The following is a 25,967-nucleotide window of genomic DNA, read 5'->3' as shown; positions in this document are numbered from 1 at the left end:
GCAACAGTTCATCACGGCGCTTCTCGCAGTTTGCGCTATCCGGTACACTGCCTGCGGAAGATTATTGATGCCACAGGACATATAAAGAGGCTCCCATGTACCACGATTTAATTCGAAGTGAACTTAATGAAGCGGCTGATACTTTGGCTAATTTCCTGAGTGATGATGCCAATATCGACGCCATTCAGCGGGCAGCTATCTTGCTGGCTGACTCATTTAAAGCCGGTGGGAAAGTGCTTTCCTGCGGTAACGGCGGCTCCCATTGCGATGCTATGCATTTTGCCGAAGAATTAACTGGCCGCTATCGTGAAAACCGCCCTGGCTATCCGGCGATCGCCATCTCTGATGTCAGCCATATGTCTTGCGTCAGTAATGATTTTGGTTACGACTATGTTTTCTCCCGCTATGTGGAAGCCGTAGGCCGTGAAGGTGATGTTTTACTGGGCATTTCCACTTCAGGAAATTCTGGCAACATCATTAAGGCGATCGAAGCTGCAAGAGCCAAAGGGATGAAAGTGATCACCCTGACTGGCAAAGACGGCGGTAAAATGGCGGGTACTGCAGATATCGAAATTCGGGTGCCTCATTTCGGTTACGCCGATCGTATTCAGGAAATACATATCAAAGCGATTCATATCTTGATTCAGCTGATTGAAAAAGAGATGGTTAAGGCCTAATAACTGGCTGGTATGGAATAACCTGAGGTCGCCGTGGAGTTTCCCGCGCCTCGGGGTGTTCACCGCTCTGCACCGGAGGCTATCATGGCCTCCTTATCGCACGCTTTACCTCCGGTTTCTTCGCCCTGATTGGTTTTGGCTTTTTATTGCTACTGCACAGGCAGTAGAGGAGGTTGGTGATGTGCGAATTGCTCGGGATGAGCGCGAATGTGCCCACTGATATCTGTTTCAGTTTTACCGGGCTGGTTCAGCGCGGAGGGGGCACAGGGCCGCATAAAGACGGTTGGGGTATAACGTTTTATGAAGGTCACGGTTGCCGTACCTTTAAAGACCCGCAACCCAGCTTTAACTCCCCGATAGCCCGCCTGGTCCAGGATTACCCGATCAAGTCTTGCGCGGTGATTTCCCATATTCGTCAGGCAAACCGTGGCGAAGTGGCGTTGGAAAATACCCATCCTTTTACTCGGGAAATGTGGGGGCGCAATTGGACTTATGCGCATAACGGACAATTGAAAGGGTATCGTCAGTTGGAGACCGGCACTTTCCGCCCCATAGGCCAGACTGACAGCGAATATGCGTTTTGCTGGCTGTTAAATCAATTGGCCAAGCGGTATCCGCGCACACCGGGTAACTGGCCTGCGGTATTTCGCTTTATTGCGACATTGTCTGAGCAACTGCGCGCCAAGGGCGTATTTAATATGCTGTTATCGGATGGGCGTTTTGTGATGGCCTATTGCTCAACCAATCTTTATTGGATTACGCGTCGGGCACCTTTCGGTAAAGCCACTTTGCTGGATCAGGATGTGGAGATAGATTTTCAGCAGCAAACCACACCCAATGATGTGGTCAGCGTCATTGCCACTCAGCCGCTGACCGGCAATGAAACCTGGCACAAAATAGCGCCAGGCGAGTTTGCTCTATTCTGTTTTGGTGAGCGCGTACTCTGAGGCTGGCGCACTGGACATTAACGGACGATTAATCACATATTGTCCGTTAATGACACCGACCAAAGGCGGCATACGATTTTTTGCAAAGTAGGCATAACCTGGTTGTAATTGACGCCAGAAGTTAATATCTGACGAGTTACGATGGCGCTGCATATTTTGCTCGGTCATACGGAACGGATAAATACTAATATCCACTTTGCTCTGGCCATTCATAAATGCGGTTTGCACGTAGTTAAATATCTCATCCATGTAATTGTCGGTCATGGCGTAACAGCCAATGGATTTACAATCACCGTGGATCATCAGATATTTCCCCGAGTATCCCTGAGACTTATCAAAGTCATTTGGGAAGCCGATATTGATCGCCCGATAAAACTTACTATCGGGTTTTAAATGACGCGTATCTATGCTGTAAAATCCCTCCGGGCTTTTAAAATCTCCCTCGCGGCGTTTGGGGCCAAGACCGCCAGAGAAATTACAAATCTGATAACTTCGTACCAATCGATATTCGCCCTGTAAACGGGCATATAATTCCAACGTTCGCTCTTCTTTAAATATTTGGATATAGACCGGAGAACCGAGTAATTGCTGTTTAAGCGCATTGGTAACCGCAACGGGCTCACTGGCTGAGCTGGTTAAGGATACCGCAGGCAAACAAATGATCATCGCAAGTAACAGAGCGATTTTGCCCATTAATTATTCCTACTTCTCTTACTGGGAACCGATCGTATCTGCCGATCGGTGAGCCACTGCTTTTGTTAGTATAGGTTTGCAGATTATCAGTCAGAATATTTTTATCAATAATAGATTTGTATAAAAAAGAAACTGTGATCGGTAAAAGCGAATTAACCTTACGTTTTTACCGAGTGCAGAGGCGATTCTTGATCAATATAATGTCGTTTGCTTGAGCCAGGTCACTGCTTTTATCAGACAGCAACAGGCTAAAATGCTAAAATCCTCGGCTACTGAAGGCATATTGGTGTTAAAGATATTGAGTTGTTTTGTTGAGCAATGAAACGCAATTTTTGTATCTTCCAACGCTGTCACATTAGCAGAAATTAATGTTGTTATTTAAATCAGTAAATGCCTGCAAGTAAAATGCACGCTAATTGCGCTGCCGGTTAATACCTCATTATATTAACTGAACTGTTAAAAATAACTAATCATCGCGTTGCTGTGCTCCTCTGGATGACGTACAGCATTTGATACACCTGACAGAATCGTGCAAACCTTATGATTAAAATAAAAAAAGGACTCGACCTACCTATTGCCGGGGCTCCGGCTCAGGTCATACAGGAAGGTCCGGTTATTCATCATGTTGCACTGCTCGGTGAAGAGTATGTGGGCATGCGTCCTTCAATGTTGGTGCAAGAAGGGGAGAGGGTCAAAAAAGGCCAGGCGCTTTTTGAAGATAAAAAGAACCCCGGCGTGTTTTTCACCTCTCCAGCAGCAGGCAAGATTTCTGCGATTAATCGCGGTGAACGGCGTGTGCTGCAATCTGTCGTGATTGAAATAGAGGGAGACGACAGCGTTTCCTTCAATCGTTACGACGCCGCCGAGCTCAACCAGCTGAGCGCGGAGCAGGTTCAGCAAAATTTGCTGGCCTCAGGTCTGTGGACTGCGCTACGCACTCGTCCATTCAGTAAAACTCCGCAGCCGGGCACAAAGCCACGCGCTATTTTTGTCACGGCGATGGATACCCAACCGCTGGCTGCCGATCCTCAGGCCATTATTGCCACGCAAATTGATGCCTTTAACCACGGTTTGAGCGTATTGACGCGCTTAACCGAAGGTAAAGTGCACGTTTGTCACGGCGCCGGGGAAATCATTCGCGGCCAGAATAACGGGCAAATAACCTATAACGAATTTTCCGGTCCCCATCCTGCTGGGTTGGTGGGCACCCACATTCACTTCCTCGAACCGGTCAGTATGACGAAAACCGTCTGGCACATTGGTTATCAGGATGTGATCGCCATTGGCAAACTGTTTGTCGAAGGTGAGCTTTACACTGATAGAGTTATTGCGCTGGCGGGGCCGCAGGTAAAAGAACCTGGCCTGCTGCGCACGCGTTTAGGCGCCAGCCTGACCGAACTGACCGCCGGTAAACTGAAAGCAGGGGATAACCGTATTATCTCCGGTTCGGTACTGAGCGGAACCGCGGCCTCTGCGACACATGGCTATCTTGGTCGTTTCCATCAGCAGGTTTCCGTAGTGCTGGAAGGGCGAGACAAGGAGCTGTTCGGCTGGATTATGCCGGGTAAAGATAAATTCTCTATTACCCGCACCACCCTCGGCCATTTCTTCAAGCGCAAGCGCTTTGCTTTTTCTACTGGATTGAACGGTGGCGAACGTTCTATGGTGCCAATTGGCAACTACGAGCGAGTGATGCCGCTGGATATTCTGGCGACGCATTTGCTGCGCGATCTGTTAGCCGGCGATACCGACAGCGCTCAGGCGCTGGGGGCTTTGGAGCTGGATGAAGAAGATTTGGCGCTCTGTACTTTTGTCTGCCCCGGTAAATATGAATACGGTCCGGTACTGCGCGACATTTTGACCAAGATTGAGCAGGAAGGATAACTCATGGGCCTGAAAAGTTTTTTTGAGAAAATAGAGCATCATTTTGAGTCCGGCGGAAAGCTGGAAAAGTATTATCCGCTATACGAAGCCACGGCCAGTATTTTCTACACTCAGGGTAAAGTGACGCCGGGTGCCTCCCACGTGCGTGACGCTATCGACCTGAAACGGATGATGATTTTGGTATGGCTGGCGGTATTCCCAGCGATGTTCTGGGGGATGTACAACGTTGGTCAGCAGGCTATTCCTGCGCTGAACCACCTGTATAGCGGCGCGGAGCTGCAACAGGTGATTGCCGCCGACTGGCATTATCGACTGGCGGAGATGCTTGGCGCCTCGCTGGCACCGGATGCCAGTTGGATCAGCATGATGACGCTGGGCGCGGTCTATTTTGTGCCGATTTATGCGGTGGTGTTTTTGGTTGGGGGCTTCTGGGAAGTTCTGTTCGCCATTATTCGCCGTCATGAAATCAACGAAGGTTTCTTCGTTACTTCCATTCTGTTTTCCCTGATCGTTCCGCCAACTTTGCCACTCTGGCAGGCGGCACTGGGGATTTCATTTGGCGTAGTGATTGGTAAGGAAATCTTTGGCGGCACTGGACGTAACTTCCTGAACCCGGCGCTGGCTGGGCGAGCTTTCCTGTTCTTCGCTTATCCGGCACAGATCTCCGGCGATCTGGTCTGGAACGCGGCCGACGGATTCTCTGGCGCAACGCCGTTGTCCCAGTGGAGCGTTAACGGCAGCCACAGTCTGATGAACATGGTCACCGGCCAACCAATCAGCTGGATGGATGCTTTTATGGGCAACATTCCAGGCTCTATTGGTGAAGTTTCTACCCTGATGATTCTGATCGGTGGTGCCATCATTATGTTTGGCCGCGTGGCATCTTGGCGCATTGTTGCTGGTGTGATGATCGGCATGATTGCGACGGCCTTCCTGTTCAACTGGATTGGTTCTACCACTAACCCGCTGTTTGCTATGCCTTGGTACTGGCATCTGGTATTGGGTGGCTTTGCTTTCGGTATGATCTTTATGGCTACCGATCCGGTATCGGCTTCCTTTACCAATAAAGGTAAGTGGTGGTACGGCGGTCTGATCGGTGTGATGTGCGTCTTAATCCGTGTCGTGAATCCGGCTTATCCGGAGGGAATGATGCTGGCGATTCTGTTCGCCAACCTGTTTGCGCCACTGTTCGACTATGTGGTTGTTCAGGCCAACATCAAGCGGAGGAAAGCCCGTGGCGAGTGATAAACCAAGAAATAACGATACTATCGGCAAAACGCTGATGGTAGTGGTCTTGCTGTGTCTGGTGTGCTCCGTAGTGGTCTCCGGCGCAGCGGTTGGCTTGAAATCCAAACAGCAGGAACAGCGCTTACTGGATAAGCAACGCAACATTCTGGACGTGGCCGGTTTACTCCAGCCAAAAATGGATGCAGAGCAGGTCAAACAAGAGTTTTCCGCTCGTATTGAACCGCGTCTGTTGGATTTGCAAAGCGGTGATTTCGTTAAAACCGATCCGACCAGCTTCGATCGTTCTCAGGCTTTACGTGATGATAGCCAAAGCATCGCTCTGACCGCTGCGCAAGATAAAGCCGGAATTAAACGTCGGGCTAATCTGGTGGAAATCTATCTGGTGCGTAATGAGGAGGGCCAGACCAGTAAAATTGTGCTGCCGGTCTACGGCTCCGGTTTATGGTCGATGATGTACGCCTTCGTCGCGGTAGATAACGACGGGAAAACCGTACGTGGCATCAGCTATTACGATCAGGGTGAAACCCCAGGGCTGGGTGGTGAAGTTGAAAACCCAATCTGGCGTAGCCAATGGGTCGGTAAGCGTTTGTTCAATGAACAAGGGGAACCGGCTATTCGCGTAGTGAAAGGACGCGCAGATGCGAACGATCCTTACGCCGTGGACGGTTTGTCCGGTGCAACGCTGACCTCCAACGGGGTACAGAATACCTTTGATTTTTGGTTGGGTGAAAACGGCTTTGGCCCGTTCCTGAAAAAAGTGCGCGAAGGAGCGTTAAAAAATGGCTGATAGCAAAGAGATTAAGCGGGTTTTATTCGGCCCGTTGTTTGACAACAACCCGATTGCATTACAAATCCTCGGGGTCTGCTCGGCGCTGGCGGTAACCACCAAACTGGAAACCGCACTGGTAATGACGCTGGCGGTAACCTTGGTAACGGCATTTTCCAGCTTCTTTATCTCGCTGATCCGTAACCATATCCCTAACAGCGTGCGTATCATCGTGCAGATGGTGATCATCGCTTCTCTGGTGATTGTGGTGGATCAGATTTTGCGTGCCTACGCCTATGAGATTTCGAAGCAGCTTTCGGTATTCGTTGGTTTGATTATTACCAACTGTATCGTCATGGGGCGCGCGGAAGCCTACGCCATGAAGTCACCGCCGATCGAAAGCTTTATGGATGGTATCGGTAACGGCTTGGGCTACGGCGTGATTCTGGTGCTGGTGGGCTTTGTTCGTGAGCTGATTGGTTCTGGCAAACTGTTTGGCGTCACCGTGCTGGAAACGGTACAAAACGGCGGCTGGTATCAGCCGAACGGATTGTTCCTGTTAGCGCCTAGTGCGTTCTTTATCATTGGCATGCTGATTTGGGGCTTACGTACCCTGAAACCTGCGCAGATTGAAAAGGAGTAATTGACGGTGGAACATTACATCAGTCTGTTTGTCCGCGCGGTGTTTGTAGAGAACATGGCGTTAGCCTTCTTCCTCGGGATGTGTACTTTCCTGGCGGTTTCTAAGAAAGTGTCCACCGCCTTCGGTCTAGGCATTGCCGTAACCGTAGTGCTGGGTATTGCGGTTCCCGCCAACAACCTGGTTTATAACCTGGTGCTGCGCGATGGAGCGCTGGTGGAAGGAGTTGATCTGAGCTTCCTTAACTTCATCACTTTTATCGGCGTGATTGCGGCGATTGTGCAGGTGTTGGAGATGATTCTCGATCGCTACTTCCCGGCGCTTTATAACGCATTGGGCATCTTCTTGCCGTTGATCACCGTGAACTGCGCCATCTTTGGTGGCGTGTCCTTTATGGCGCAGCGTGATTACAACTTCCCAGAATCCATTGTGTACGGTATTGGTTCGGGAATCGGCTGGATGCTGGCTATTGTGGCGCTGGCAGGTATTCGGGAAAAAATGAAATACGCCGATGTTCCGGGTGGTTTGAAGGGGCTGGGAATTACCTTTGTCACCACCGGGCTGATGGCACTGGGCTTTATGTCCTTCTCCGGTGTGCATCTATAAAGGCAGGAAGAACTCATGGAAATAATTCTAGGCGTAGTTATGTTCACCCTCATCGTGCTAGCGTTGACGGTGATGATTCTTGTCGCCAAATCGAAGTTGGTGAATACCGGTGATATTCAGGTTGAAATCAACGGTGATATGGAAAAAAGCTTTACTGCACCGGCCGGTGATAAATTGCTGAATGTGCTTTCTGGCCACGGCATTTTTGTCTCCTCCGCATGTGGTGGCGGTGGTTCGTGCGGGCAGTGTCGGGTGACGATCAAAGAAGGCGGCGGCGATATTTTACCGACCGAGCTTTCTCATATCTCTAAGCGTGAAGCTAAAGAAGGTTGCCGTCTGGCCTGTCAGGTTAGCGTGAAGCAAAACTTGAAAATCGATTTGCCGGAAGAAATATTCGGCGTGAAAAAATGGACTTGCGAAGTCATTTCAAATGACAACAAAGCGACGTTCATTAAAGAGTTGAAACTTAAAATTCCTGATGGGGACGTAGTTCCCTTCCGCGCGGGTGGCTTTATTCAGATTGAAGCTGAACCTCATACCGTCAAATATGCTGATTTTGACGTGCCGGAAGAATATCGCGGCGATTGGGATAAGTTTAATCTGTTCCGTTTTGAATCCGTAGTGACCGAGCCAACGGTGCGCGCCTATTCCATGGCGAACTATCCGGAAGAGCATGGCATTATTATGCTGAACGTGCGTATTGCAACGCCGCCGCCGAATATGCCGGACGCGCCTCCGGGCATCATGTCTTCGTATATCTGGTCGTTGAAGCCGGGTGATAAAGTGGTTATTTCCGGGCCATTCGGTGAATTCTTTGCGAAAGATACCGATGCGGAAATGGTGTTTATTGGCGGTGGTGCCGGTATGGCACCGATGCGCTCGCATATTTTCGATCAGCTTAAGCGTTTGCATTCTAAGCGTAAAATCAGCTTTTGGTACGGTGCTCGATCTAAACGCGAAATGTTCTATGAAGAGGATTTCAACCAGCTACAGGAAGAGAATGAAAACTTTACCTGGCACGTTGCTTTGTCCGATCCTCAGCCTGAAGACAATTGGACGGGATACACTGGGTTCATTCACAATGTGTTGCTGGAAAATTATTTGAAAAACCATCCTGCGCCGGAAGACTGTGAGTTCTATATGTGTGGTCCGCCAATGATGAACGCAGCAGTGATCAAAATGCTGAAGGATCTTGGCGTTGAGGACGACAATATTATGCTTGATGACTTCGGTGGCTGATGTCATGCCTGACGGGCGTTTTACAATAATAGGATTATTGTGCATAGGAAAATAATACTTTGGCTGGCACTCCTGATGGGAGTGCTGTTGCTAGCGGGCTGCGGCCCTGAGCAGGTGAATCTCACCGGTAAAACCATGGGCACCTATTACTCGATAAAATATGTGAGTGATACGTCCCGGTCTTCTCCGGAACAACTGCAAAAAGAAGTCGATAGGATTTTGGAAGTGGTTAATAACCAGATGTCGACTTACCGGCCAGATTCTGAATTAAGCCGTTTTAATCAGAGTCGGGAAATTAATAAACCTTTCCCGGTGTCCGCTGCTACGGCCAAAGTGGTGCAGGAAGCGATTCGTATCAACCGGTTAACCGACGGTGCGCTGGACGTCACCGTCGGGCCTTTGGTTAACTTATGGGGTTTTGGCCCTGAAGGACGTCCTGATAAAGTGCCTTCTGCCGAAGAATTAGAGAAACGTCGTGGCTGGGTGGGAATAGATAAACTCGCCGTTGAAGGCAACGCACTAATTAAGCGAGTGCCTGAGCTGTACGTCGATCTTTCTTCCATCGCCAAAGGCTACGGTGTTGATGTGGTTGCGGAATATCTGCAATCTCAGAACATCAAAAATTTCATGGTTGATATTGGCGGAGAAGTTCGCACCCGTGGGAATAATGGCGAAAATAAGCCCTGGCGTATAGCGATCGAAAAACCGGGTGCTGGTGTCGATCAAAGTGCGCAGGAGATTATTGAACCAGGGAGAATGTCGCTCGCAACCTCTGGTGATTATCGTAACTATTTTGAAGAAAATGGCGTACGCTATTCTCATACCATTGATCCCGCGACGGGGCGGCCAATCAACCATAGATTGGTTTCCATTACCGTGCTGAATCCTAGCTGTATGACCGCTGATGGTTTGTCTACCGGGCTGGATGTGTTGGGGCCGGAAAAAGGGCTGGCGCTGGCTAATCTACTTGGTATACCGGTATTTATGATCGTTAAAACAGATAAGGGATTTGAAGAACGCTATTCGGAAGCCTTCGAACCCTATCTGCAAAATCGATCTTAGGAGGAGTTATGCTGACAGTTTTTCTCGCGTCTTTCGTCTTCTTCCTGCTGGTTATTGGCGGAATGTCTATTGGCTATGTAGTGAAGCGCAAAACCTTACAGGGGAGCTGCGGCGGTATTGCTACGCTGGGGATGGAGAAAGTCTGCGACTGTCCTGAGCCTTGTGATTCCCGTAAAAAGCGAATGGAAAAAGAAGCGGCCCGGCAGAAGAAACTGGATCAGTTTCGTATCCTATAGCATAAAAGGCCCGGCTAATTAACTGCCGGGCTTTTTGTCTACAAGGATATATTTAATCGATTACTTTTTTTCATTCACTATTTTTTTAAATTCTTTCGGTGAGTTAACCATCACGGCATCTGCACCTAGCTCTTTTGCTTTTTCATAATCCTGCGCTGTATTGATACCAAAGAAAATAATATAGGCTTTCCCTTTGGAGCGGAAACAATCGATAGCGCTTTTATCCCATGTTAATACGGTGTTTGAGTGAGAACGGCCTTCGCCAAGAGTGAATTTTTCCACAACGACTAACTCAACGTTTCGCTTCATCTCCAATCCGTACCAGCGCTCCTTTTTGTCTACCGGCAGCTTACATTGATGGCCTAAGGTTATATCGACCAAAGCATCACGAGTTTCATCTCGACTTTCAAAACGTTGAATTTGCTCTTTTCGCCCCGCGTCCTTATTCATCTGATCTATAGCGTTCAGATACAGTTTGTCGGTTGAATAAACCCGGGTACGTTCAAAACTGTTGGTTTCCTTCAGCACTTTTTGTAGAGCCTGAGCAAAAGGCTGAGCCAGATTTTCGGCATCTGGGGATTTAATATCTAGATAGAACATGACGTTAGGATAATCTTCCAGCACATATTTCAACTTTAGGACTTCTTCTAACGTTGGAATATTGGCTGAAAATGCGGTTTTATTTTTTTCATTATAGAATTTAGCAGCATTAACTGTTGATAGCTGTTTGTTCGTATAGTCTCTGACTTTTCCTGAAACATTGGTTAGTTCTTTTAAATCGGAAGGTCGATAAAGTACCGGTACATCATCTTTTGTTAACTGTAGGGTAATCCAAATAGCATCAGCTCCATTTTCCAACGATTTCTTAATTGCAGGGAGCGTATTTTCTGGTGCGTCTCCGGTACCAGCCCGGTGCGCCACTATTTTCGGCGGTTCATTAGCTGAAGGAGATGACATAACTTGTAATGAAAATAAGATTAATATACTTGCCATAATATAATTCCGCATAATATATACCCCGTATAACCCATTTAAATTGAATTTCTCTATACATGTGTTTTACTTTATAAAAAAACATTACTCTACGACTTTATCGAATGTAGTACTTTTTTATTAAAAATAAATGAAAAAATCGCTTAAATGTAAATAACAGTATTCGATCTGGAAATTAGAAATATTTAGCGGCATTTAAATTAGGACAATCTTGAACATGGCTTTTTTTACTGTATACTTATACAGTTGTCTATTGCCGATGGGAGTGAGAGTGCGCAAGATTATCCATGTTGATATGGACTGCTTTTTTGCAGCCGTAGAGATGCGGGATGACCCCAGTTTACGCGATATCCCTTTGGCCATTGGCGGTAGCGCAGATCGTCGTGGCGTTATCAGCACGGCCAATTATCCTGCCAGACGTTACGGTGTCCATAGTGCGATGTCCACTGCGATGGCATTGAAGCTTTGCCCGCATTTAAAAGTGATTCCGGGGCGTATGGCGGCATATAAAGAAGCTTCTTTACATATTCGCGAAATATTTGCCCGTTACACTTTGCTTATCGAGCCATTATCGCTGGATGAAGCGTATCTGGATGTCTCCGAAAGTCAGGTTTTTAGCGGTTCAGCAACCTTAATTGCTCAACAGATCCGCCAGTCAATTCATGAGGAATTAGGTTTAACTGCATCCGCCGGAATCGCCCCGATCAAATTCTTAGCCAAGATCGCTTCAGATATCAATAAGCCCAACGGACAATACGTTATTACACCGGATCAAATTCAACCTTTTCTACAAACTTTGCCGCTTAACAAAATTCCGGGCGTGGGAAAAGTAACGGCTAAGCGTTTACAGGAATTGGGTTTAACTCATTGTGTTGATGTCCAAAATTATCCTTTGGCTGATTTACTGAAAACCTTTGGTAAATTTGGGCGGGTATTATGGGAGCGCTGCCATGGTATTGATGAGCGAAGTATATCTCCCGATCGGTTGCGTAAATCCGTTGGCGTAGAAAGGACGCTGGCGCAGGATATTCATCACTGGGAAGAATGCGTTGAGATTATTGAAAAACTTTTCCCCGAACTGGAAGCCCGCTTGGCTAAGGTCAGGCCGGATCTGCAAATTGCTCGTCAGGGCGTAAAGCTTAAATTTCAGGATTTTCAGCAAACGACTCAGGAACACGTTTGGCCAGAATTGAACAAGGTCGATTTATTGCGTATTGCCAAGCAAGTTTGGGATGAGCGACGGGCGGACAGAGGTGTGCGACTGGTGGGATTGCATGTCAGCCTGCTGGATCCGCAGATTGAACGGCAATTATTGCTGAATTGGGAATAGCGCTGGGATAGATGCCAGGTTCTGGGTTTTCTAGCAGCAAATTTGCCATAAAAAACGGCGCTACCGCAGGCGGCGCCGTTCGTAATGATAGTGCGGTACTCGCTTAAGCGCGTTTTGGAATGGCTTTCAGCAATGCGGTCAGTAATTGCCAGTATTGACCAACGCTTTCGATATGTACTTGTTCATCCGGAGAATGTGGGCCTGTCATGGTTGGGCCGATGGAAACCATATCCATTTCTGGGTAAGGTTTTTTGAACAAACCACATTCCAGACCGGCGTGGATTACCATGATATTTGGCGTTTTGTTAAACAGTTTCTCATAGGTTTCGCGAACTAAATGCATGACCGGAGAGTTTGCGTCAGGCTGCCAGCCAGGATAGCCGCCTTTAGGCGTAGTCTGCGCGCCAGCCAGTTGGCCAACGGCGGTTAGCATGCTAACAACATAGTCTTTGCCGCTGTCGATCAGGGAACGAATCAGGCACATAATTTCGGCCTTATCTTCTTCCATGGTCACGACGCCCACGTTCAGTGAGGTTTCAACCACGCCTTTCACTTCATCACTCATACGGATTACGCCGTTTGGCGTCGCATTCAGCAATGCCAGCAGACGGTGCTGGGTATCAGCGGTCAAAGCTTTCGCTGCGCTACTGACGGGTTCCAGCACCACGGTGAGATTTTTTTCTACCGCAGATAGCTCGTTTTTCAGGATGTCTAAATAGTCCTGAGTCAGGGTTTTCAAATGATCTACTTTATCGGCTGCAACCGCCAAAATAGCGAAACCTTCGCGCGGAATCGCGTTGCGTAGCGTACCACCGTTCAGATCCAGAACCCGTAGGCCGAGCTCCGCTTCATGTTCAAATAGGAAACGAGCCAGCAGCTTGTTGGCATTTCCCAAACCTAAATGAATATCTGCGCCGGAATGACCGCCTTTTAGACCTTTGACGATCAGTTTCAGCGTTTGATAGCCTGCGGGAACCGCCTCACGCTGTAACGGTAAAGTGGTGATGAAATCAATGCCGCCGGCGCAACCCATGTAGATTTCGCCTTCCTGCTCGGAATCGGTATTAATCAGAATGTCAGCGTTCAGCCAGTTTGGTTGCAGGCCAAAAGCACCGTCCATACCGGCTTCTTCGGTCATGGTCAGCAGAACTTCCAGTGGGCCGTGTTCTACGCTGTCGTCAGACAGTACCGCCAGCGCGGAAGCCATACCAATGCCATTATCTGCGCCCAGCGTGGTGCCGCGAGCTTTCACCCATTCGCCGTCGATATAAGGCTGAATCGGGTCTTTAGTGAAATCGTGAACAGTGTCATTGTTCTTTTGCGGAACCATATCCAAGTGGGCTTGCAGCGCCACAGGTTTACGGTTTTCCATGCCTTTGGTCGCCGGTTTGCGCAGCAGGATATTACCCACTTGATCGCGTTCGGCGTGTAAACCTTTTTCTTTTGCCCAGGCAACAATGTATTGCGCCAATTCTTCTTCGTGATAAGAAGGGTGAGGGATAGAACAAATTTTAGCGAAAATATCCCACAACGGCTGAGGCGAAAGTTTAGACAGTTCAGACACTGTAAGTCTCCTTTAACAGCATGCTCATACAGACACCAGATTAATGCGGAGGCGTCTGAGATACTGTAGGTTTTAGGGTTAAGGACTAACCGCCATTGCTATGGCGCGATTTATCGAGAATATCACTTTCATTTGCGTTGCGCGCGTTTGGCCGCACAAATACCGCATTCGATTCGCGGAATTACCGGGATAATTGCTGGTTTTTATCTTGTTGCCTCACTATAATCTCGCGCAACCTTTTTTCCCCTTCGATACATGACAAGCCACTTTAATACGGCTGGGACTACATTTTATGAGCGAAAAATACGTCGTAACTTGGGATATGTTGCAAATACAAGCCCGCAAGCTGGCACAGCGTTTACTTCCTGCGGAACAGTGGAAAGGCATCATCGCGGTTAGCCGCGGTGGACTGGTTCCCGGTGCAATTCTGGCGCGCGAATTGGGTATTCGTCATGTTGATACTGTGTGCATCTCCAGCTACGACCACAATAACCAGCGTGAGCTGACCGTGCTCAAACGTGCCGAAGGCGATGGCGAAGGCTTCATTGTGATTGACGATCTGGTCGATACCGGCGGTACTGCGAAAGCCATTCGCGAAATGTATCCGAAAGCGCACTTTGTGACTATTTTCGCTAAACCGGCAGGTCGTCCTTTGGTTGATGACTATGTGGTTGATATTCCTCAGGATACATGGATTGAGCAGCCGTGGGATATGGCTGTGACCTTCGTGGAACCGCTAGGCGGCAAATAATTTACGCAGCTTTAAACGTCCGACGCTGTCGGACGTTTCATTTCTTCCTCGGTATGAGTACACTAACCCCATATTCCCCAGCCTAAACCAAGGCGGGATCGCGGCTTATGGAGGCTATTGTAACCATGGCACAAGCCAACCTTTCTGAAATCCTGTTTAAACCCAAGTTCAAGCATCCTGAGACCTCGACTTTGGTCAGGCATGCTCATTGCAACCAAACCATGAATATTCACTCCGCATTGGACGGCGATACTACCTGTCATTGGTATCGTATGATCAATCGCTTGATGTGGACCTGGCGCGGAGTGGATCCTCTGGAAATCGAAGAGGTGCTGGCGCGGATTGCGATGTCTAATGCAGAACACAGTGATAATGAATTACTGGATACCGTGGTGGGTTACCGCAACGGCAACTGGATTTACGAGTGGTCTCACCAGGGCATGATGTGGCAGCAAAAAGCCATGGAAGAAACCGATCCTCTGGCCGCCGGGCAGTATTGGCTGAATGCAGCCAACATGTACAGCATCGCCGGTTATCCTCATTTGCGTGGTGATGAATTGGCCGAGCAGGCGGAAATTTTGTCTAATCGAGCCTATGAAGAAGCGGCAAAATATCTGCCTTTCACTTTAAAAGAGCTGAGTTTCCCCATTCAGGATGGCGGAACGCTGACCGGCTTTCTGCATATGCCGACAATTGGCAGTGCGCCTTTCCCAACGGTGCTGATGTGTGGTGGCCTGGATATGTTGCAGAGCGATTACCACCGTCTCTTCCGCGATTATCTTGCACCGGCGGGTATCGCGATGTTGACTATCGACATGCCTTCCGTCGGCTCATCTTCGCGCTGGAAATTAACGCAGGACACCAGCTATCTGCATCAGCAGGTGCTACAGGCTTTGCCGACGATTCCCTGGGTCGATCATCAGCGTGTTTCGCTATTTGGTTTCCGTTTCGGTGCCAACGTCGCAGTGCGTTTGGGCTATTTGGAGCCGCAGCGTTTACGCGGCGTGGCCTGCGTAGGCCCTATCGTCCATCACCTGCTTTGCGACAGTAACAGCCAGAGTCGGGTGCCGGATATGTATATGGATGTGCTGGCCAGCCGGTTAGGTATGGCGGATGCATCGGATGATACGTTAAAAACTGAGCTGAACCGTTTTTCTCTCAAAACCCAAGGGTTGTTGGGACGGCGTTGCCATACGCCAATGCTGGCCGGATATTGGGAAAACGATCCTTTTAGTCCGAAAGAAGATGCGAAACTGATCGTGTCCTCTTCCGTTGACGGCAAGCTGTTAAGCATCCCTTCAACGCCGCTGTATGACAGTTTTCATAGAGCTCTGTTGCAAACTTGCGATTGGCTAAAAGATAAAATGCGTTAATTAGTTGCTAAAATTTAACAGTTTGCTAAAAAGGTGTGCGTCTACTTAAGGAGATTGAAGCATGACGATATCCAGCGCTCACCCGAAAAGCAAACTGATGAAACGTTTTGCAGCTTTAGGGCCATATCTACGTGAAGGGCAGTGCCAGAACGACCGCTTTTTCTTTGATTGTCTAGCCGTGTGCGTCAATGTGAAACTTGCTCCCGAAAAACGTGAGTTCTGGGGGTGGTGGATAGAGCTGGAGTCGAAAGACAGCTGTTTTACTTATGTATACCAACTCGGCTTGTTTAATACCGAGGGAAGTTGGAAAGAACAAAAAATCAAAGATCCTGAGGTTCAGGAAAAATTGGAAACTACGCTCCGTGGTTTCCATAAACGCCTCCATGAAATGCTGAAGACGATGGATCTGACGCTAGAACCGGCAAAGGATTTCGGCGAACAGCCCATCAAACTCTCTGCATAAACCCCTTTCTGCTCAATAAAGCGGTGATTTCGCGTTATGCCTGTTGGCATAACGCCTGTCTCCTGCTACAAAGTCTGCTGTATCATTCCTTTTTATTGATCCCAATGGCAGAAAAATTATGAGTGGCAGCCAGACTTTGGTTGTGAAATTGGGCACCAGCGTGCTGACCGGCGGCTCTCGCCGTCTTAACCGTGCCCATATTGTTGAATTGGTGCGCCAGTGCGCCCAGCAACACGCAAAAGGTCATCGCATTGTTATCGTTACCTCCGGCGCGATTGCCGCCGGGCGTGAGCACCTGGGTTATCCTGAATTGCCAGCGACCATTGCATCGAAGCAATTGCTGGCTGCGGTCGGCCAGAGCCGTCTGATTCAGCTATGGGAGCAGTTGTTCTCTATTTATGGCATCCACGTCGGGCAGATGTTGCTTACTCGCGCCGATCTGGAAGACCGCGAACGGTTCTTAAACGCCCGCGATACCATGAATGCTTTGCTGGATAACCGCATTGTTCCGGTTATTAATGAAAACGACGCCGTCGCTACGGCTGAAATCAAAGTGGGCGATAACGACAATCTCTCGGCGCTGGCGGCTATTCTGGCCGGTGCGGATAAATTATTGCTGCTGACCGATCAGGCTGGGTTATATACCGCCGATCCGCGCAATAACCCTGCCGCAGAGTTGATTCGGGACGTTCATGGCATTGATGACGCGCTGCGTGAAATCGCCGGTGATAGCGTTTCAGGTTTGGGAACCGGCGGGATGGCGACCAAGCTACAGGCCGCAGACGTCGCGTGCCGAGCGGGTATCGACGTGATTATTGCCGCGGGTGCTCAACCTGATGTTATCCGAGATGTGATTGACGGCACGCCGGTGGGCACGCGTTTCCATGCATTAGAAACGCCGCTGGAAAACCGTAAACGCTGGATCTTTGGTGCGCCGCCAGCCGGTGAAATTACCGTGGACGATGGCGCGGTAGCCGCCATTATGGCGCGGGGCAGCTCGCTATTGCCGAAAGGTATCCGTAGCGTGAAAGGGGATTTCTCCCGCGGGGAAGTGATCCGTATTCGTAACCTGAGCGGCCGCGATCTGGCTCACGGTGTCTCACGTTATAACAGCGATGCATTGCGTATGTTGGCGGGACATCATTCTCAGCAAATCAGTGAAATACTCGGGTATGAATACGGCCCGGTCGCTGTTCACCGTGACGATATGATCATCAGTTTATGATTATCAGCTAAGGAGCTAGCATGCTGGAAGAGATGGGAAAAGCGGCTAAACAGGCCTCTTGGCAATTGGGCGTATTGAGTACTGCGCAAAAAAATAAAGCCCTGATGGCAATGGCGGCGTTGCTGGAGACGGAAAGCGACGAAATCCTTCAGGCAAATGAGCAAGATATGGCTGCAGCGCGCGCCAGCGGAATGAGCGAAGCTTTGCTCGATCGTTTGCTACTTACGCCTGCGCGTTTAGCTGCGATCGCTAACGATGTGCGCGATGTTTGCCGTCTAAGCGATCCGGTAGGGCAGATTATGGATGGCCGGTTGCTGGATAGCGGCCTGAAGCTAGAGCGTCGCCGGGTGCCATTAGGCGTAATTGGCGTGATTTATGAAGCTCGTCCCAACGTCACTATCGACGTTGCCAGCCTGTGTCTGAAAACCGGTAATGCGGTGATCCTGCGCGGCGGTAAGGAAACGCATCATACCAATCAGGCGATGGTTAAAGTGATTCAGCGAGCGCTGGAACAAAGCGGTTTACCGGCGGCGGCGGTACAGGCGATTGAAAGCCCGGATCGCGCACTGGTGAATGCTTTACTGCGTTTGGATCGCTACGTCGATATGTTGATTCCGCGAGGCGGCGCTGGCCTGCATAAATTGTGTCGTGAGCAATCTACTATTCCGGTGATCACCGGAGGTATTGGGGTCTGCCATACCTTTGTGGATGCCGACGTTGATTTTGCCAAAGCATTGACGGTGATTGAAAATGCGAAGGCGCAACGTCCTAGCGCCTGTAACTCACTGGAAACTCTGTTGGTTCATCGGGATATCGCCGCCGCCTTTTTAGCCGCGTTAAGCAGCAAAATGGAAAGTGCGGGTGTCACTTTGCATGCCAGCGAGCAAGCGATGCCGTATTTGCTGGCCGGGCCTGCGAAGGTCGTTCCGGTAGAAGAGGCGAATTATGACGATGAGTGGCTCGCTCTGGATCTGAATGTACACGTGGTGGCGGATATTGACGCCGCGATTGAGCATATTCGCCAGCACGGAACCCGCCATTCAGACGCTATTCTTACCCGTTTGCTCAGCAGTGCAGAGCATTTTGTCCGGGAAGTGGATTCCTCAGCCGTTTACGTTAATGCCAGCACTCGTTTCACCGACGGCGGGCAGTTTGGTCTGGGGGCTGAGGTTGCCGTCAGTACGCAGAAACTGCATGCCCGAGGGCCTATGGGGTTAGAAGCTCTGACCACCTATAAGTGGATAGGTTACGGCGATGATTTAATTCGTAGCTAGCGGATTGAAATAGTATCAAGCGGGCACTTATTCAGGTGCCCGTTTTCATTTGCAGCCAATTGCAGAAATTTGTGCCATATCGGATAAGAGTCAATAAATGTTTCCTAACTTCTGCCGATAATTTGATTGACGGTTATACTCTTTGCGGTGTTCTCTAGGGTAATTCAATCAAAAATTCTTGGTGGGGATCGGCAGGTGAGTGAGATATCGAAAGAACAGTATGTTAAAAAGAATCGATTAGCTATTTGCGCAATTTTGCGGGATCTGAAAAAAAATAATACCGCTATAATGGTGACGCACTCCCGTGGGCAATTTATCAGCCGCATTTTGGAAGTTCATCCAGATGCTAATCAATTCATTTTTGATTTTGGCAGCGTTGAACGTGAAAATCTGTTAGCACAGGATTCCGAACAGCTAACTTTTATTGCCGAACCTGCTGGTGCCAAAATTGAATTCTCCTGCACCACACAAACAGAGATCACCTATTTCGGTCTACCCGCGTTTAGCAGCCCAATTCCCGATTCTTTGTACTTTATTCAACGGCGCGAATATTTTCGAATCAACATCCCACAATGGCCACCTTTTTATTGTACTGGCAAGTTTCCTAATGGCACCGCTTTTAAGCACACACTCACGGATATCTCTTTGGGCGGTGTAGGCATGTTTTCCAATAAAGACAGTGAGTTGCCGTTGGAAGGGTGTGAGATTCTTCGCGGCTCTTTATTGGATCTCGGTGAGTTTGGCTCTTTTGATCTGGACCTGCAATTCATACGTGCAGTAGATAAAAAAGTGATTAGTAACAAAGGCGAAACCGTCACAATGACGCGCCTGAGTTTTAAATTTCCCAAACTGTCTCCAATGCAGGAAAAGGGGTTGCAGCGAGCTATCTTTGAGCTGGAAAAGCAGCAAAGCTTCAAGTCCAGAAAATTTCAGGATGGAATCTAGCGGCGATAACTGAAGGCGCATTCTCGTAAACTCTTTTGATTGAAAAAGGTCAATCAGATTCTTCCTGAGCGATGAAAATTAAAACAGAAAATTATGTTGTATTATCATACGTCTGGCCCAATATTATAAGTTCACTCACAGAGGGAATAAATGATGGGAATTAGCGAGGAAGAGCATATCCGCCGTCTGACTAATGAAAAAAACTCTGTTGGTCATACGGCGAAGTGGATTGCAATTATTTCTGCCGTTTATTTTATTATCATGCTGTTTTATCAGCAAGAAATGGGCGTTTTGACGCTGGCTGGCGGTATTTTTGTGGTGTCATTTACCATCTGGTTTAAGAAGCGCCAAAAAGTAAAATCTTATCGAAATCAATTACAGCATTTGGATGGTGAATAACGACCATCATATTTCATGCAGTTAATCCTGCCTGCATGAAATCAGTCCTGGCTTAACCACTCCCAGCGTTCAGACTGTATCGAGTCAGTATGATAGGTATTGCTAAAAATAGCTTCAAAGCTACTGGCGTCTTTGCCTCGCAGTGAAGAGCAATTATTTTATGATGAGCCGTTGCCAGGGTGAACAACAAGCTATGGTTTGTTTAGTGTTTTAACCATATTGAATCCGGTAACGGTGAATTCTAATTGTTCATACAGTTTTTTGGCTCGTGGGTTATCTGCCGCTACCCGTAGCTTAATTTCAAAAATTCCCTGAGTGACGAGTTCTGCTTCTAAAGCTTGCAGGCTGGCTTTTCCAAATCCTTGCCGCTGAAATTCAGGCAATATGCAAAAATCCTTAATATAAACCGAAGCGCCGCCGTCATTTAATCCGTACCAAAGATAACCCACTAGCCTATAGTTATTTTCAATGCGGTAAATTTTATTTCCTATCGTATTAATACCGTCTGGTAGCGATTGAACGAAGGATAAGTGAGCTTGATGTCGTGCTTTATCCTGACTGTAGCCGCAATTAGCGCTCAGATCTTCAGCGTACTCCCCAATAAAGAAATGTCGGTAGGCATCCAGTTCTTCTGAAGCCAACTCTCTTAATATTACCATTTTTCCCTCTATTCATGACGTTCGGTAATGGCAGCAAAATCGCCAATTGCATTTCTGTGCATGTATACAATCATTCGCTGACGCTGTTTACCCTTTGATTTAAGCCAACCCCAAAGGTTGTTTTATTAGAGGGCAAAGTTGGCTATATAGCTACCGTTATTAGCCATTCCTTTGGCGAAATAACTTAACTCAATTCCTCCTTAGTTTCCCCACAATGATTGAGTTTATTTACTCAGCATTACGTCCGCTTTCGTTATTCTTCGCATAATTAATCTCACTGAACACTGAGAATAATCAGAAAGTTGGAGCTAAAATGAAACTATTAACCTTTATTACCGCAGCGTTTATCGCCAGCGCTTCTTTTTCAAGCCTGGCAGCCCAAGAAGTTAATCGCGAACAGGCGAGCCAATTGCAGGCAATGGGCGTAGTTTCCGTATCCGGCATCAGCGGCTCACCAAGCGATGTTGAGGCCGCATTGAATGCCAAGGCCGTTGCTGACGGCGCCAGCCACTATCGTGTCATTGGCATCAGTTCCCCAGGTGATTCAAGTTACTATACGGCCAGTGCTGAAATTTATCGCTAATCAATAAATTCCTAGCGCTTAAAATATCCCTCAAATTTCGCTGAGGGCGTAAGGGTTCTGATTGAAAGTTATAGCTCTAGCAGGCTGTAGCTTCCAATTGGGGCTCTTTTTATTTGCCAATTTTTATTATCTAAGATTAGCCGAATAATATTTTAACCAGGAGGGAAGCGCTTTGTATGACGGTAATAGGCTATTTTTTTTACGAAAAAAATACCTGACTCTTAGAACAATCTTAAAGAGATATTCAGGTTTTTAAGGTGTTATGGTGGTCTATCCGGACTTAATGGGACAGGCTATGTTAAACACCGTGCGACGTAATTTTAAAAGTCAGTTCTCATATATTCAGCGGTTTATTGCCTCTCCGCGTACTGTTGGCACTTTGGCGCCTTCATCTCCTTGGCTGTGCCAAACCATGCTAAATCAGGTTGAGTGGATGCCGGCGATGACAATCGCGGAATTAGGGGCTGCGGATGGTGTTTTGACCCGTCGGATTTTATCGCGAATGGAAAAGGATGCCAGGCTACAGGCCTATGAAATTCAATCTCACTTTATTGATGAATTAAATAAAATTGACGATCCGCGTTTACAGGTTGCGGCGCGTTCGGCAGAGCTGTTGGATTTACATTACGACGCCATTTTCTGTTGCCTGCCTTTACTGTCTATTCCAACCAAAATCAGCATGAAAATATTGCAGCAAACTCAACAAAGATTACGGCAACGCAATGGCTCATTGATACTGTTTCAATATAGTCATTTGTCCGAGCCTTTGTTATCTCGCTATTTTACCTGGAAGAAAATGCGCGTAGTCCGAAATTTCCCTCCCGCCTTGGTTTATATCTGCCAGCCGCGCGAACCTTGTTAATCAAAGGTGGTGCAGTATGGAATACAGATAAATGGTCAAACAGAAATATAAAATAGTTTAGAGGAATGCTTCACCGTGCATTCCTCTTTTTGCGTTTTATTAATTTCAAATAATTTGAAAATGCAAGTGAGAACTATTATCATGCGCGATTGTTTGTTTTTAGTGAAACATCATGGGAATAATTTCAAGAATATTAATAACCTGCCTGTTATTAATGTCATTTAACGCTCAGGCAAAAAAACTCAAGGATATTATGGGGCGTCAGGTTGTAGTACCTGAGAATCCCCAGCGCATCATCTTAGGCGAGAGCCGAATGCTCTATACCTTAGCGTTACTTGAAGAGGGCAATCCGGCTCAGCGAATTATCGGCTGGCCGGGGGATTTAGCCTATTACGATGCTCAAAGTTGGCAGCAGTACGTTGAGAAATTCCCTGATATTGAAAAAGTCCCAATTATCGCGCAGGGGAATATCCGTCAGATAAATGTCGAGAAAATCATAGAGCTTCATCCCGACGTGGTGGTGTTGCCGCGCTATGCCAAAAATGATGCCGATGAAGAAGTCATGCTTAGCGGATTATCGAAAGCCGGTATTCCGGTGGTGTACGTCGATTTACGCGTCGATATGCTGAATAACACGGTTCCCAGCATCCGATTATTGGGGGAGTTACTGAACCGTCAGGCTAGAGCCGAGCAGTTCATCACTTTTTATCAGCAACATATGCAGGTTATCCAACAACGGCTGGCACAACATCAGGGGCCGAAGCCCACGGTGATGCTTCAGTTGCATCTGGGGCGTAGAGAAAGCTGCTGTACCACCGCTTCCCGCGGTAGCTTGGGCGATTTAATTGATTTCGCTGGTGGGGACAATATTGCTCGCTCGCGAATTAAAACTGTCTATGGCGAGCTGAATCCTGAAACCATTCTGATGGCCAACCCAGACGTTTATATTGCAACCGGTATGGCTGGCCCAACGGGTAAGCGTCTTTCCAGCCTGCAATTAGGGCCGATGGTGAGCGCCAGTCAGGCTCAACACAGTTTTCAGCAATTAATGGCCGGGCAGCCCATCATTTCTCACTTGAATGCCGTTCAGCAGCACCGTGCCTACAGCATGTGGCACAACTTTTATCTCAGCCCTTACCACGTTGTGGCGGTGGAGATGTTTGCCAAAGCGTTTTACCCCGATCTTTTTGCCGATATCGACCCACAAAAAACATTCCAACAATTATATGAACAATTTTTGCCGTTAACTTTTTCAGGGACTTATTGGAGTAACCTCAACAATGAAAATCAGTGATATTCGTCGCTTGCCTTGGCTCGGTCTGCCTTTGCTGGTGGCGATGCCAGCCGCTCAAGCTGAAACTGCGCCGCACAGTGAAAAAACCAAAATGGTGGTGATTGGCCAGCTTAGCGAAGAAGATTCCGACAGCTATCAGCCCACCACATCAACGACCGGAACGCGAACCTCAACCAACTTGTTGAATGTTCCGCAGGCTGTCAATGTGGTCGCTCCGCAGGTATTGCGCGATCAGGCGGTGAGAAATATTGATGAAGCGTTATATAACGTCAGTGGTATCACTCAGTCCAATACGTTGGGCGGTACGCAGGATGCGCTGATGAAACGCGGCTTTGGCGATAACCGCGACGGATCGATTTTACGGGATGGCGTACGGTCGGCGCAGGCTCGTAATTTCACTCCGACTACCGAGCGGGTAGATGTGTTGAAAGGGCCCGCCTCAATGTTGTATGGCATGGGAGAGCCGGGTGGCGTCATCAACGTTATCACCAAGAAACCGCAGCTGGCGCAGCGTACTCATGTAGAAGGTTGGGGCAGCAGTTTTAACGGTGGTGGCGGTCAGTTAGATGTGACCGGCCCGCTGGGGCAATCCGGTTTTGCTTACCGTATGATTGTCGATCACGATGAAACCGATTATTGGCGTAACTTTGGCCGTAATCGTCAAACGGTTATCGCCCCGTCACTGATGTGGTATGGCGAAACGACAACCGTGCGTTTGGCCTACGAACATATGGAATACCTCACGCCTTTCGATCGCGGCACAATTATTGACTCACGCACAGGCAAACCGGTCGATACGCCACGTAAACGCCGTTTCGACGAGCCTTTTAACGCTACGCGCGGCGATCAGGACAATATTACGCTACAGATAGATCAGGTGTTGAATGATAGCTGGAAAGGCTCCCTGACCTATGCTTATAACCGCAATCGCTATAGCGATAATCAGGCTCGGGCACTGTCTCTGAATGAAAATACCGGCGTACTAACCCGTCAGGCTGACGCCACCGCCAGCGCAGTAAGCCGTGCACAAGCGGTGCAGGCAACTTTGAACGGAGATTTGATTTGGGGAAGCGTGAGTCATCAAGTATTGGTCGGGTTTGATTATGAAGATAACCGTACCTATCGCAGCGATATGATTCGCGGTAAGAAAAACTCCGATTTTAATATTTACGATCCGATTTACGGCTTGATGCAGCCTTCTACGCAGGTGAGTGCTAAAGACAGCGATCAGCGTGAAAATCTTAAAAGTTATGGCTGGTTTGCGCAGGATTCTATTGAATTGGGTGATAAATGGATTTTGTTAGCCGGGCTGCGTTATGACAGCTTTGACGTTTTTGCTGGCAAAGGGCGTCCGTTTATCATCAATACACAGAGTTCGGATAGCAAATTGATTCCACGCACTGGCGTGGTGTACAAGCTGACACCAGAAGTGTCTTTGTACGGTAGTTACAGCGAATCCTTCAAACCCAACTCATCCATTGCGACCCAGATCGGTGAATTGCCGCCGGAGCAAGGACAATCCTGGGAAGTGGGTAGCAAGGTCGAAATGGTCAACGGAGTGACCGGAACTCTGGCACTGTTTGATATTGCCAAACGTAATGTCATGGTGAATGAGCTTATCGGCACTGAAACTGTGACCCGAACCGCAGGTCGCGTTCGCTCGCAGGGCGTAGAGCTGGACGTGGCGGGGCAATTGACCGATAGCGTCAGCGCCGTTGCTACCTACGCCTACACCGATGCGCGGGTGACGGAAGATCCGAAAAATAAAGGCAATCAGATGGCGAACGTGGCACGCAACAGCGCTTCCTTGTTCCTGACCAAAGAAATGGGTTCGACCGGACTGTATGGTGGGGACGACTTACGGGTTGGCGCAGGTGTGCGTTATGTCGGAAAGCGGGCGGGAGATGCAGCAAACAGCTTTACTCTGGACGACTATACCGTAGCCGATGCCTTTATCGCTTACACCTTGCCAATTCAGGATTACCGAGTGAAATGGCAACTTAATGTGAAAAATCTGTTCGATACAACCTACTATCCTTCCAGCGGTAACCGTTATCGCGTGGCGATAGGCGAGCCTCGGCAGTTTGTGTTGAGAGCCAGCGTAGATTTTTGATACAAAATGCCCCTCAGGTTATTGAGGGGTAATTGGAAATAGGGTGTATCGTATAATTTACGGTTTCGTAAAGTTTGCACTACTCCTAATTACAGGTATGATTCGCTTTGGCTGTCGATAAGCCAGCAAATGTTTACTTTC

At 48.3% G+C, this 25,967-nt stretch carries 26 protein-coding genes; 22 read left to right on the top strand and 4 right to left on the bottom strand.

Annotated features, from left to right (window positions below):
- The first annotated feature begins 95 nt into the window (after positions 1-95).
- Positions 96-677, top strand: coding sequence for a D-sedoheptulose 7-phosphate isomerase (gene lpcA, locus PL78_RS06695; RefSeq protein ID WP_064514188.1), 582 nt, complete (start codon positions 96-98; stop codon positions 675-677).
- Positions 678-856: 179 nt separating this feature from the next.
- Complete coding sequence (locus tag PL78_RS06690) at positions 857-1,624, top strand: class II glutamine amidotransferase (RefSeq protein ID WP_064514187.1); 768 nt, start codon at positions 857-859, stop codon at positions 1,622-1,624.
- On the opposite strand, the gene dpaA is transcribed toward PL78_RS06690, so the two are convergent.
- Positions 1,595-2,317 carry a peptidoglycan meso-diaminopimelic acid protein amidase gene (gene dpaA / locus PL78_RS06685; RefSeq protein WP_064514185.1) on the bottom strand — a complete coding sequence of 241 codons (723 nt, stop codon included), beginning with the start codon at positions 2,315-2,317 and terminating at the stop codon, positions 1,595-1,597. The two genes, PL78_RS06690 and dpaA, sit on opposite strands and share 30 nt — an antisense overlap.
- A 540-nt stretch (positions 2,318-2,857) precedes the next feature.
- On the opposite strand from dpaA, the gene PL78_RS06680 reads away from it, so the two are divergent.
- The 8 genes from PL78_RS06680 (at position 2,858) to nqrM (ending at position 9,998) form a co-directional block, all read left to right on the top strand.
- Positions 2,858-4,201: a Na(+)-translocating NADH-quinone reductase subunit A gene (locus PL78_RS06680; protein WP_064514183.1), complete on the top strand. Its 1,344-nt coding sequence runs from the start codon at positions 2,858-2,860 to the stop codon at positions 4,199-4,201.
- Positions 4,202-4,204: 3 nt separating this feature from the next.
- The gene (locus tag PL78_RS06675; protein WP_064514181.1) at positions 4,205-5,446 is read left to right on the top strand and encodes an NADH:ubiquinone reductase (Na(+)-transporting) subunit B; all 1,242 of its coding nucleotides are present in this window, start codon (positions 4,205-4,207) and stop codon (positions 5,444-5,446) included.
- The gene (locus PL78_RS06670; RefSeq protein ID WP_064514178.1) at positions 5,436-6,236 is read left to right on the top strand and encodes a Na(+)-translocating NADH-quinone reductase subunit C; all 801 of its coding nucleotides are present in this window, start codon (positions 5,436-5,438) and stop codon (positions 6,234-6,236) included. The genes PL78_RS06675 and PL78_RS06670 overlap by 11 nt, the downstream gene beginning before the upstream one ends.
- On the top strand, positions 6,229-6,858 hold the full coding sequence (locus PL78_RS06665) for an NADH:ubiquinone reductase (Na(+)-transporting) subunit D (protein WP_049598434.1): 630 nt from the start codon (positions 6,229-6,231) through the stop codon (positions 6,856-6,858). Before PL78_RS06670 ends, PL78_RS06665 begins: the two co-directional genes overlap by 8 nt.
- Before the next feature lie 6 nt (positions 6,859-6,864).
- On the top strand, positions 6,865-7,461 hold the full coding sequence (nqrE, locus tag PL78_RS06660) for an NADH:ubiquinone reductase (Na(+)-transporting) subunit E (protein WP_064518304.1): 597 nt from the start codon (positions 6,865-6,867) through the stop codon (positions 7,459-7,461).
- 15 nt (positions 7,462-7,476) lie between these two features.
- Positions 7,477-8,700, top strand: coding sequence for an NADH:ubiquinone reductase (Na(+)-transporting) subunit F (nqrF, locus tag PL78_RS06655; protein ID WP_064514175.1), 1,224 nt, complete (start codon positions 7,477-7,479; stop codon positions 8,698-8,700).
- A 75-nt stretch (positions 8,701-8,775) separates the two neighbouring features.
- On the top strand, positions 8,776-9,762 hold the full coding sequence (locus PL78_RS06650; protein ID WP_064514173.1) for an FAD:protein FMN transferase: 987 nt from the start codon (positions 8,776-8,778) through the stop codon (positions 9,760-9,762).
- Between the two features lie 8 nt (positions 9,763-9,770).
- Positions 9,771-9,998: a (Na+)-NQR maturation NqrM gene (gene nqrM / locus PL78_RS06645; RefSeq protein WP_049598442.1), complete on the top strand. Its 228-nt coding sequence runs from the start codon at positions 9,771-9,773 to the stop codon at positions 9,996-9,998.
- Positions 9,999-10,058: 60 nt separating this feature from the next.
- On the opposite strand, the gene PL78_RS06640 is transcribed toward nqrM, so the two are convergent.
- On the bottom strand, positions 10,059-11,006 hold the full coding sequence (locus PL78_RS06640) for a glycerophosphodiester phosphodiesterase family protein (protein ID WP_064514172.1): 948 nt from the start codon (positions 11,004-11,006) through the stop codon (positions 10,059-10,061).
- Between the two features lie 256 nt (positions 11,007-11,262).
- Between PL78_RS06640 and dinB the strand changes: the two genes are divergently transcribed.
- Positions 11,263-12,321 (top strand): DNA polymerase IV, encoded by a 1,059-nt coding sequence (gene dinB / locus PL78_RS06635; RefSeq protein ID WP_064514170.1) that lies wholly within the window; start codon positions 11,263-11,265, stop codon positions 12,319-12,321.
- Positions 12,322-12,424: 103 nt separating this feature from the next.
- Here dinB and pepD read toward each other — a convergent pair whose 3' ends face one another.
- Positions 12,425-13,885 (bottom strand): beta-Ala-His dipeptidase, encoded by a 1,461-nt coding sequence (gene pepD / locus PL78_RS06630; protein WP_064514168.1) that lies wholly within the window; start codon positions 13,883-13,885, stop codon positions 12,425-12,427.
- 292 nt (positions 13,886-14,177) lie between these two features.
- Here pepD and gpt point away from each other — a divergent pair, with 292 nt between their 5' ends.
- The 7 genes from gpt (at position 14,178) to PL78_RS06595 (ending at position 20,315) form a co-directional block, all read left to right on the top strand.
- The gene (gpt, locus tag PL78_RS06625) at positions 14,178-14,636 is read left to right on the top strand and encodes a xanthine phosphoribosyltransferase (RefSeq protein ID WP_064514166.1); all 459 of its coding nucleotides are present in this window, start codon (positions 14,178-14,180) and stop codon (positions 14,634-14,636) included.
- Positions 14,637-14,761: 125 nt separating this feature from the next.
- Positions 14,762-16,009: an esterase FrsA gene (frsA, locus tag PL78_RS06620; RefSeq protein WP_064518302.1), complete on the top strand. Its 1,248-nt coding sequence runs from the start codon at positions 14,762-14,764 to the stop codon at positions 16,007-16,009.
- 61 nt (positions 16,010-16,070) lie between these two features.
- On the top strand, positions 16,071-16,472 hold the full coding sequence (gene crl, locus PL78_RS06615; protein WP_064514165.1) for a sigma factor-binding protein Crl: 402 nt from the start codon (positions 16,071-16,073) through the stop codon (positions 16,470-16,472).
- Positions 16,473-16,590: 118 nt separating this feature from the next.
- Positions 16,591-17,697 carry a glutamate 5-kinase gene (proB, locus tag PL78_RS06610; protein WP_064514163.1) on the top strand — a complete coding sequence of 369 codons (1,107 nt, stop codon included), beginning with the start codon at positions 16,591-16,593 and terminating at the stop codon, positions 17,695-17,697.
- Between the two features lie 20 nt (positions 17,698-17,717).
- Entirely contained in the window at positions 17,718-18,971 is a 1,254-nt protein-coding gene (proA, locus tag PL78_RS06605; RefSeq protein ID WP_064514161.1) for a glutamate-5-semialdehyde dehydrogenase, read from the top strand.
- A gap of 195 nt (positions 18,972-19,166) precedes the next feature.
- Positions 19,167-19,916, top strand: a complete 750-nt coding sequence (locus PL78_RS06600) for a flagellar brake protein (RefSeq protein ID WP_064514159.1) — start codon at positions 19,167-19,169, stop codon at positions 19,914-19,916.
- A 153-nt stretch (positions 19,917-20,069) separates the two neighbouring features.
- A complete protein-coding gene (locus tag PL78_RS06595; protein ID WP_064514157.1) occupies positions 20,070-20,315 on the top strand; it encodes a hypothetical protein in 246 nt (81 codons plus the stop codon).
- A gap of 191 nt (positions 20,316-20,506) precedes the next feature.
- Here the strand turns inward: PL78_RS06595 and PL78_RS06590 are convergent, their stop codons facing one another.
- Positions 20,507-20,974, bottom strand: coding sequence for a GNAT family N-acetyltransferase (locus PL78_RS06590; protein WP_064514155.1), 468 nt, complete (start codon positions 20,972-20,974; stop codon positions 20,507-20,509).
- Between the two features lie 313 nt (positions 20,975-21,287).
- Between PL78_RS06590 and PL78_RS06585 the strand changes: the two genes are divergently transcribed.
- The 4 genes from PL78_RS06585 (at position 21,288) to PL78_RS06570 (ending at position 25,826) form a co-directional block, all read left to right on the top strand.
- On the top strand, positions 21,288-21,557 hold the full coding sequence (locus PL78_RS06585) for a YdgH/BhsA/McbA family protein (RefSeq protein WP_064514153.1): 270 nt from the start codon (positions 21,288-21,290) through the stop codon (positions 21,555-21,557).
- Positions 21,558-21,852: 295 nt separating this feature from the next.
- The gene (locus tag PL78_RS06580) at positions 21,853-22,419 is read left to right on the top strand and encodes a class I SAM-dependent methyltransferase (protein WP_064518300.1); all 567 of its coding nucleotides are present in this window, start codon (positions 21,853-21,855) and stop codon (positions 22,417-22,419) included.
- A 172-nt stretch (positions 22,420-22,591) separates the two neighbouring features.
- A complete protein-coding gene (locus tag PL78_RS06575) occupies positions 22,592-23,713 on the top strand; it encodes an ABC transporter substrate-binding protein (protein WP_064514151.1) in 1,122 nt (373 codons plus the stop codon).
- Positions 23,700-25,826, top strand: a complete 2,127-nt coding sequence (locus tag PL78_RS06570; RefSeq protein ID WP_084414298.1) for a TonB-dependent siderophore receptor — start codon at positions 23,700-23,702, stop codon at positions 25,824-25,826. The genes PL78_RS06575 and PL78_RS06570 overlap by 14 nt, the downstream gene beginning before the upstream one ends.
- The last annotated feature ends 141 nt before the right edge of the window (positions 25,827-25,967 follow it).

The organism is Yersinia entomophaga (assembly GCF_001656035.1).
Taxonomy (GTDB): domain Bacteria; phylum Pseudomonadota; class Gammaproteobacteria; order Enterobacterales; family Enterobacteriaceae; genus Yersinia; species Yersinia entomophaga.
The sequence above is the reverse complement of the archived record's forward strand: the minus strand, read 5'-3'. Positions and strand labels throughout refer to the sequence as shown.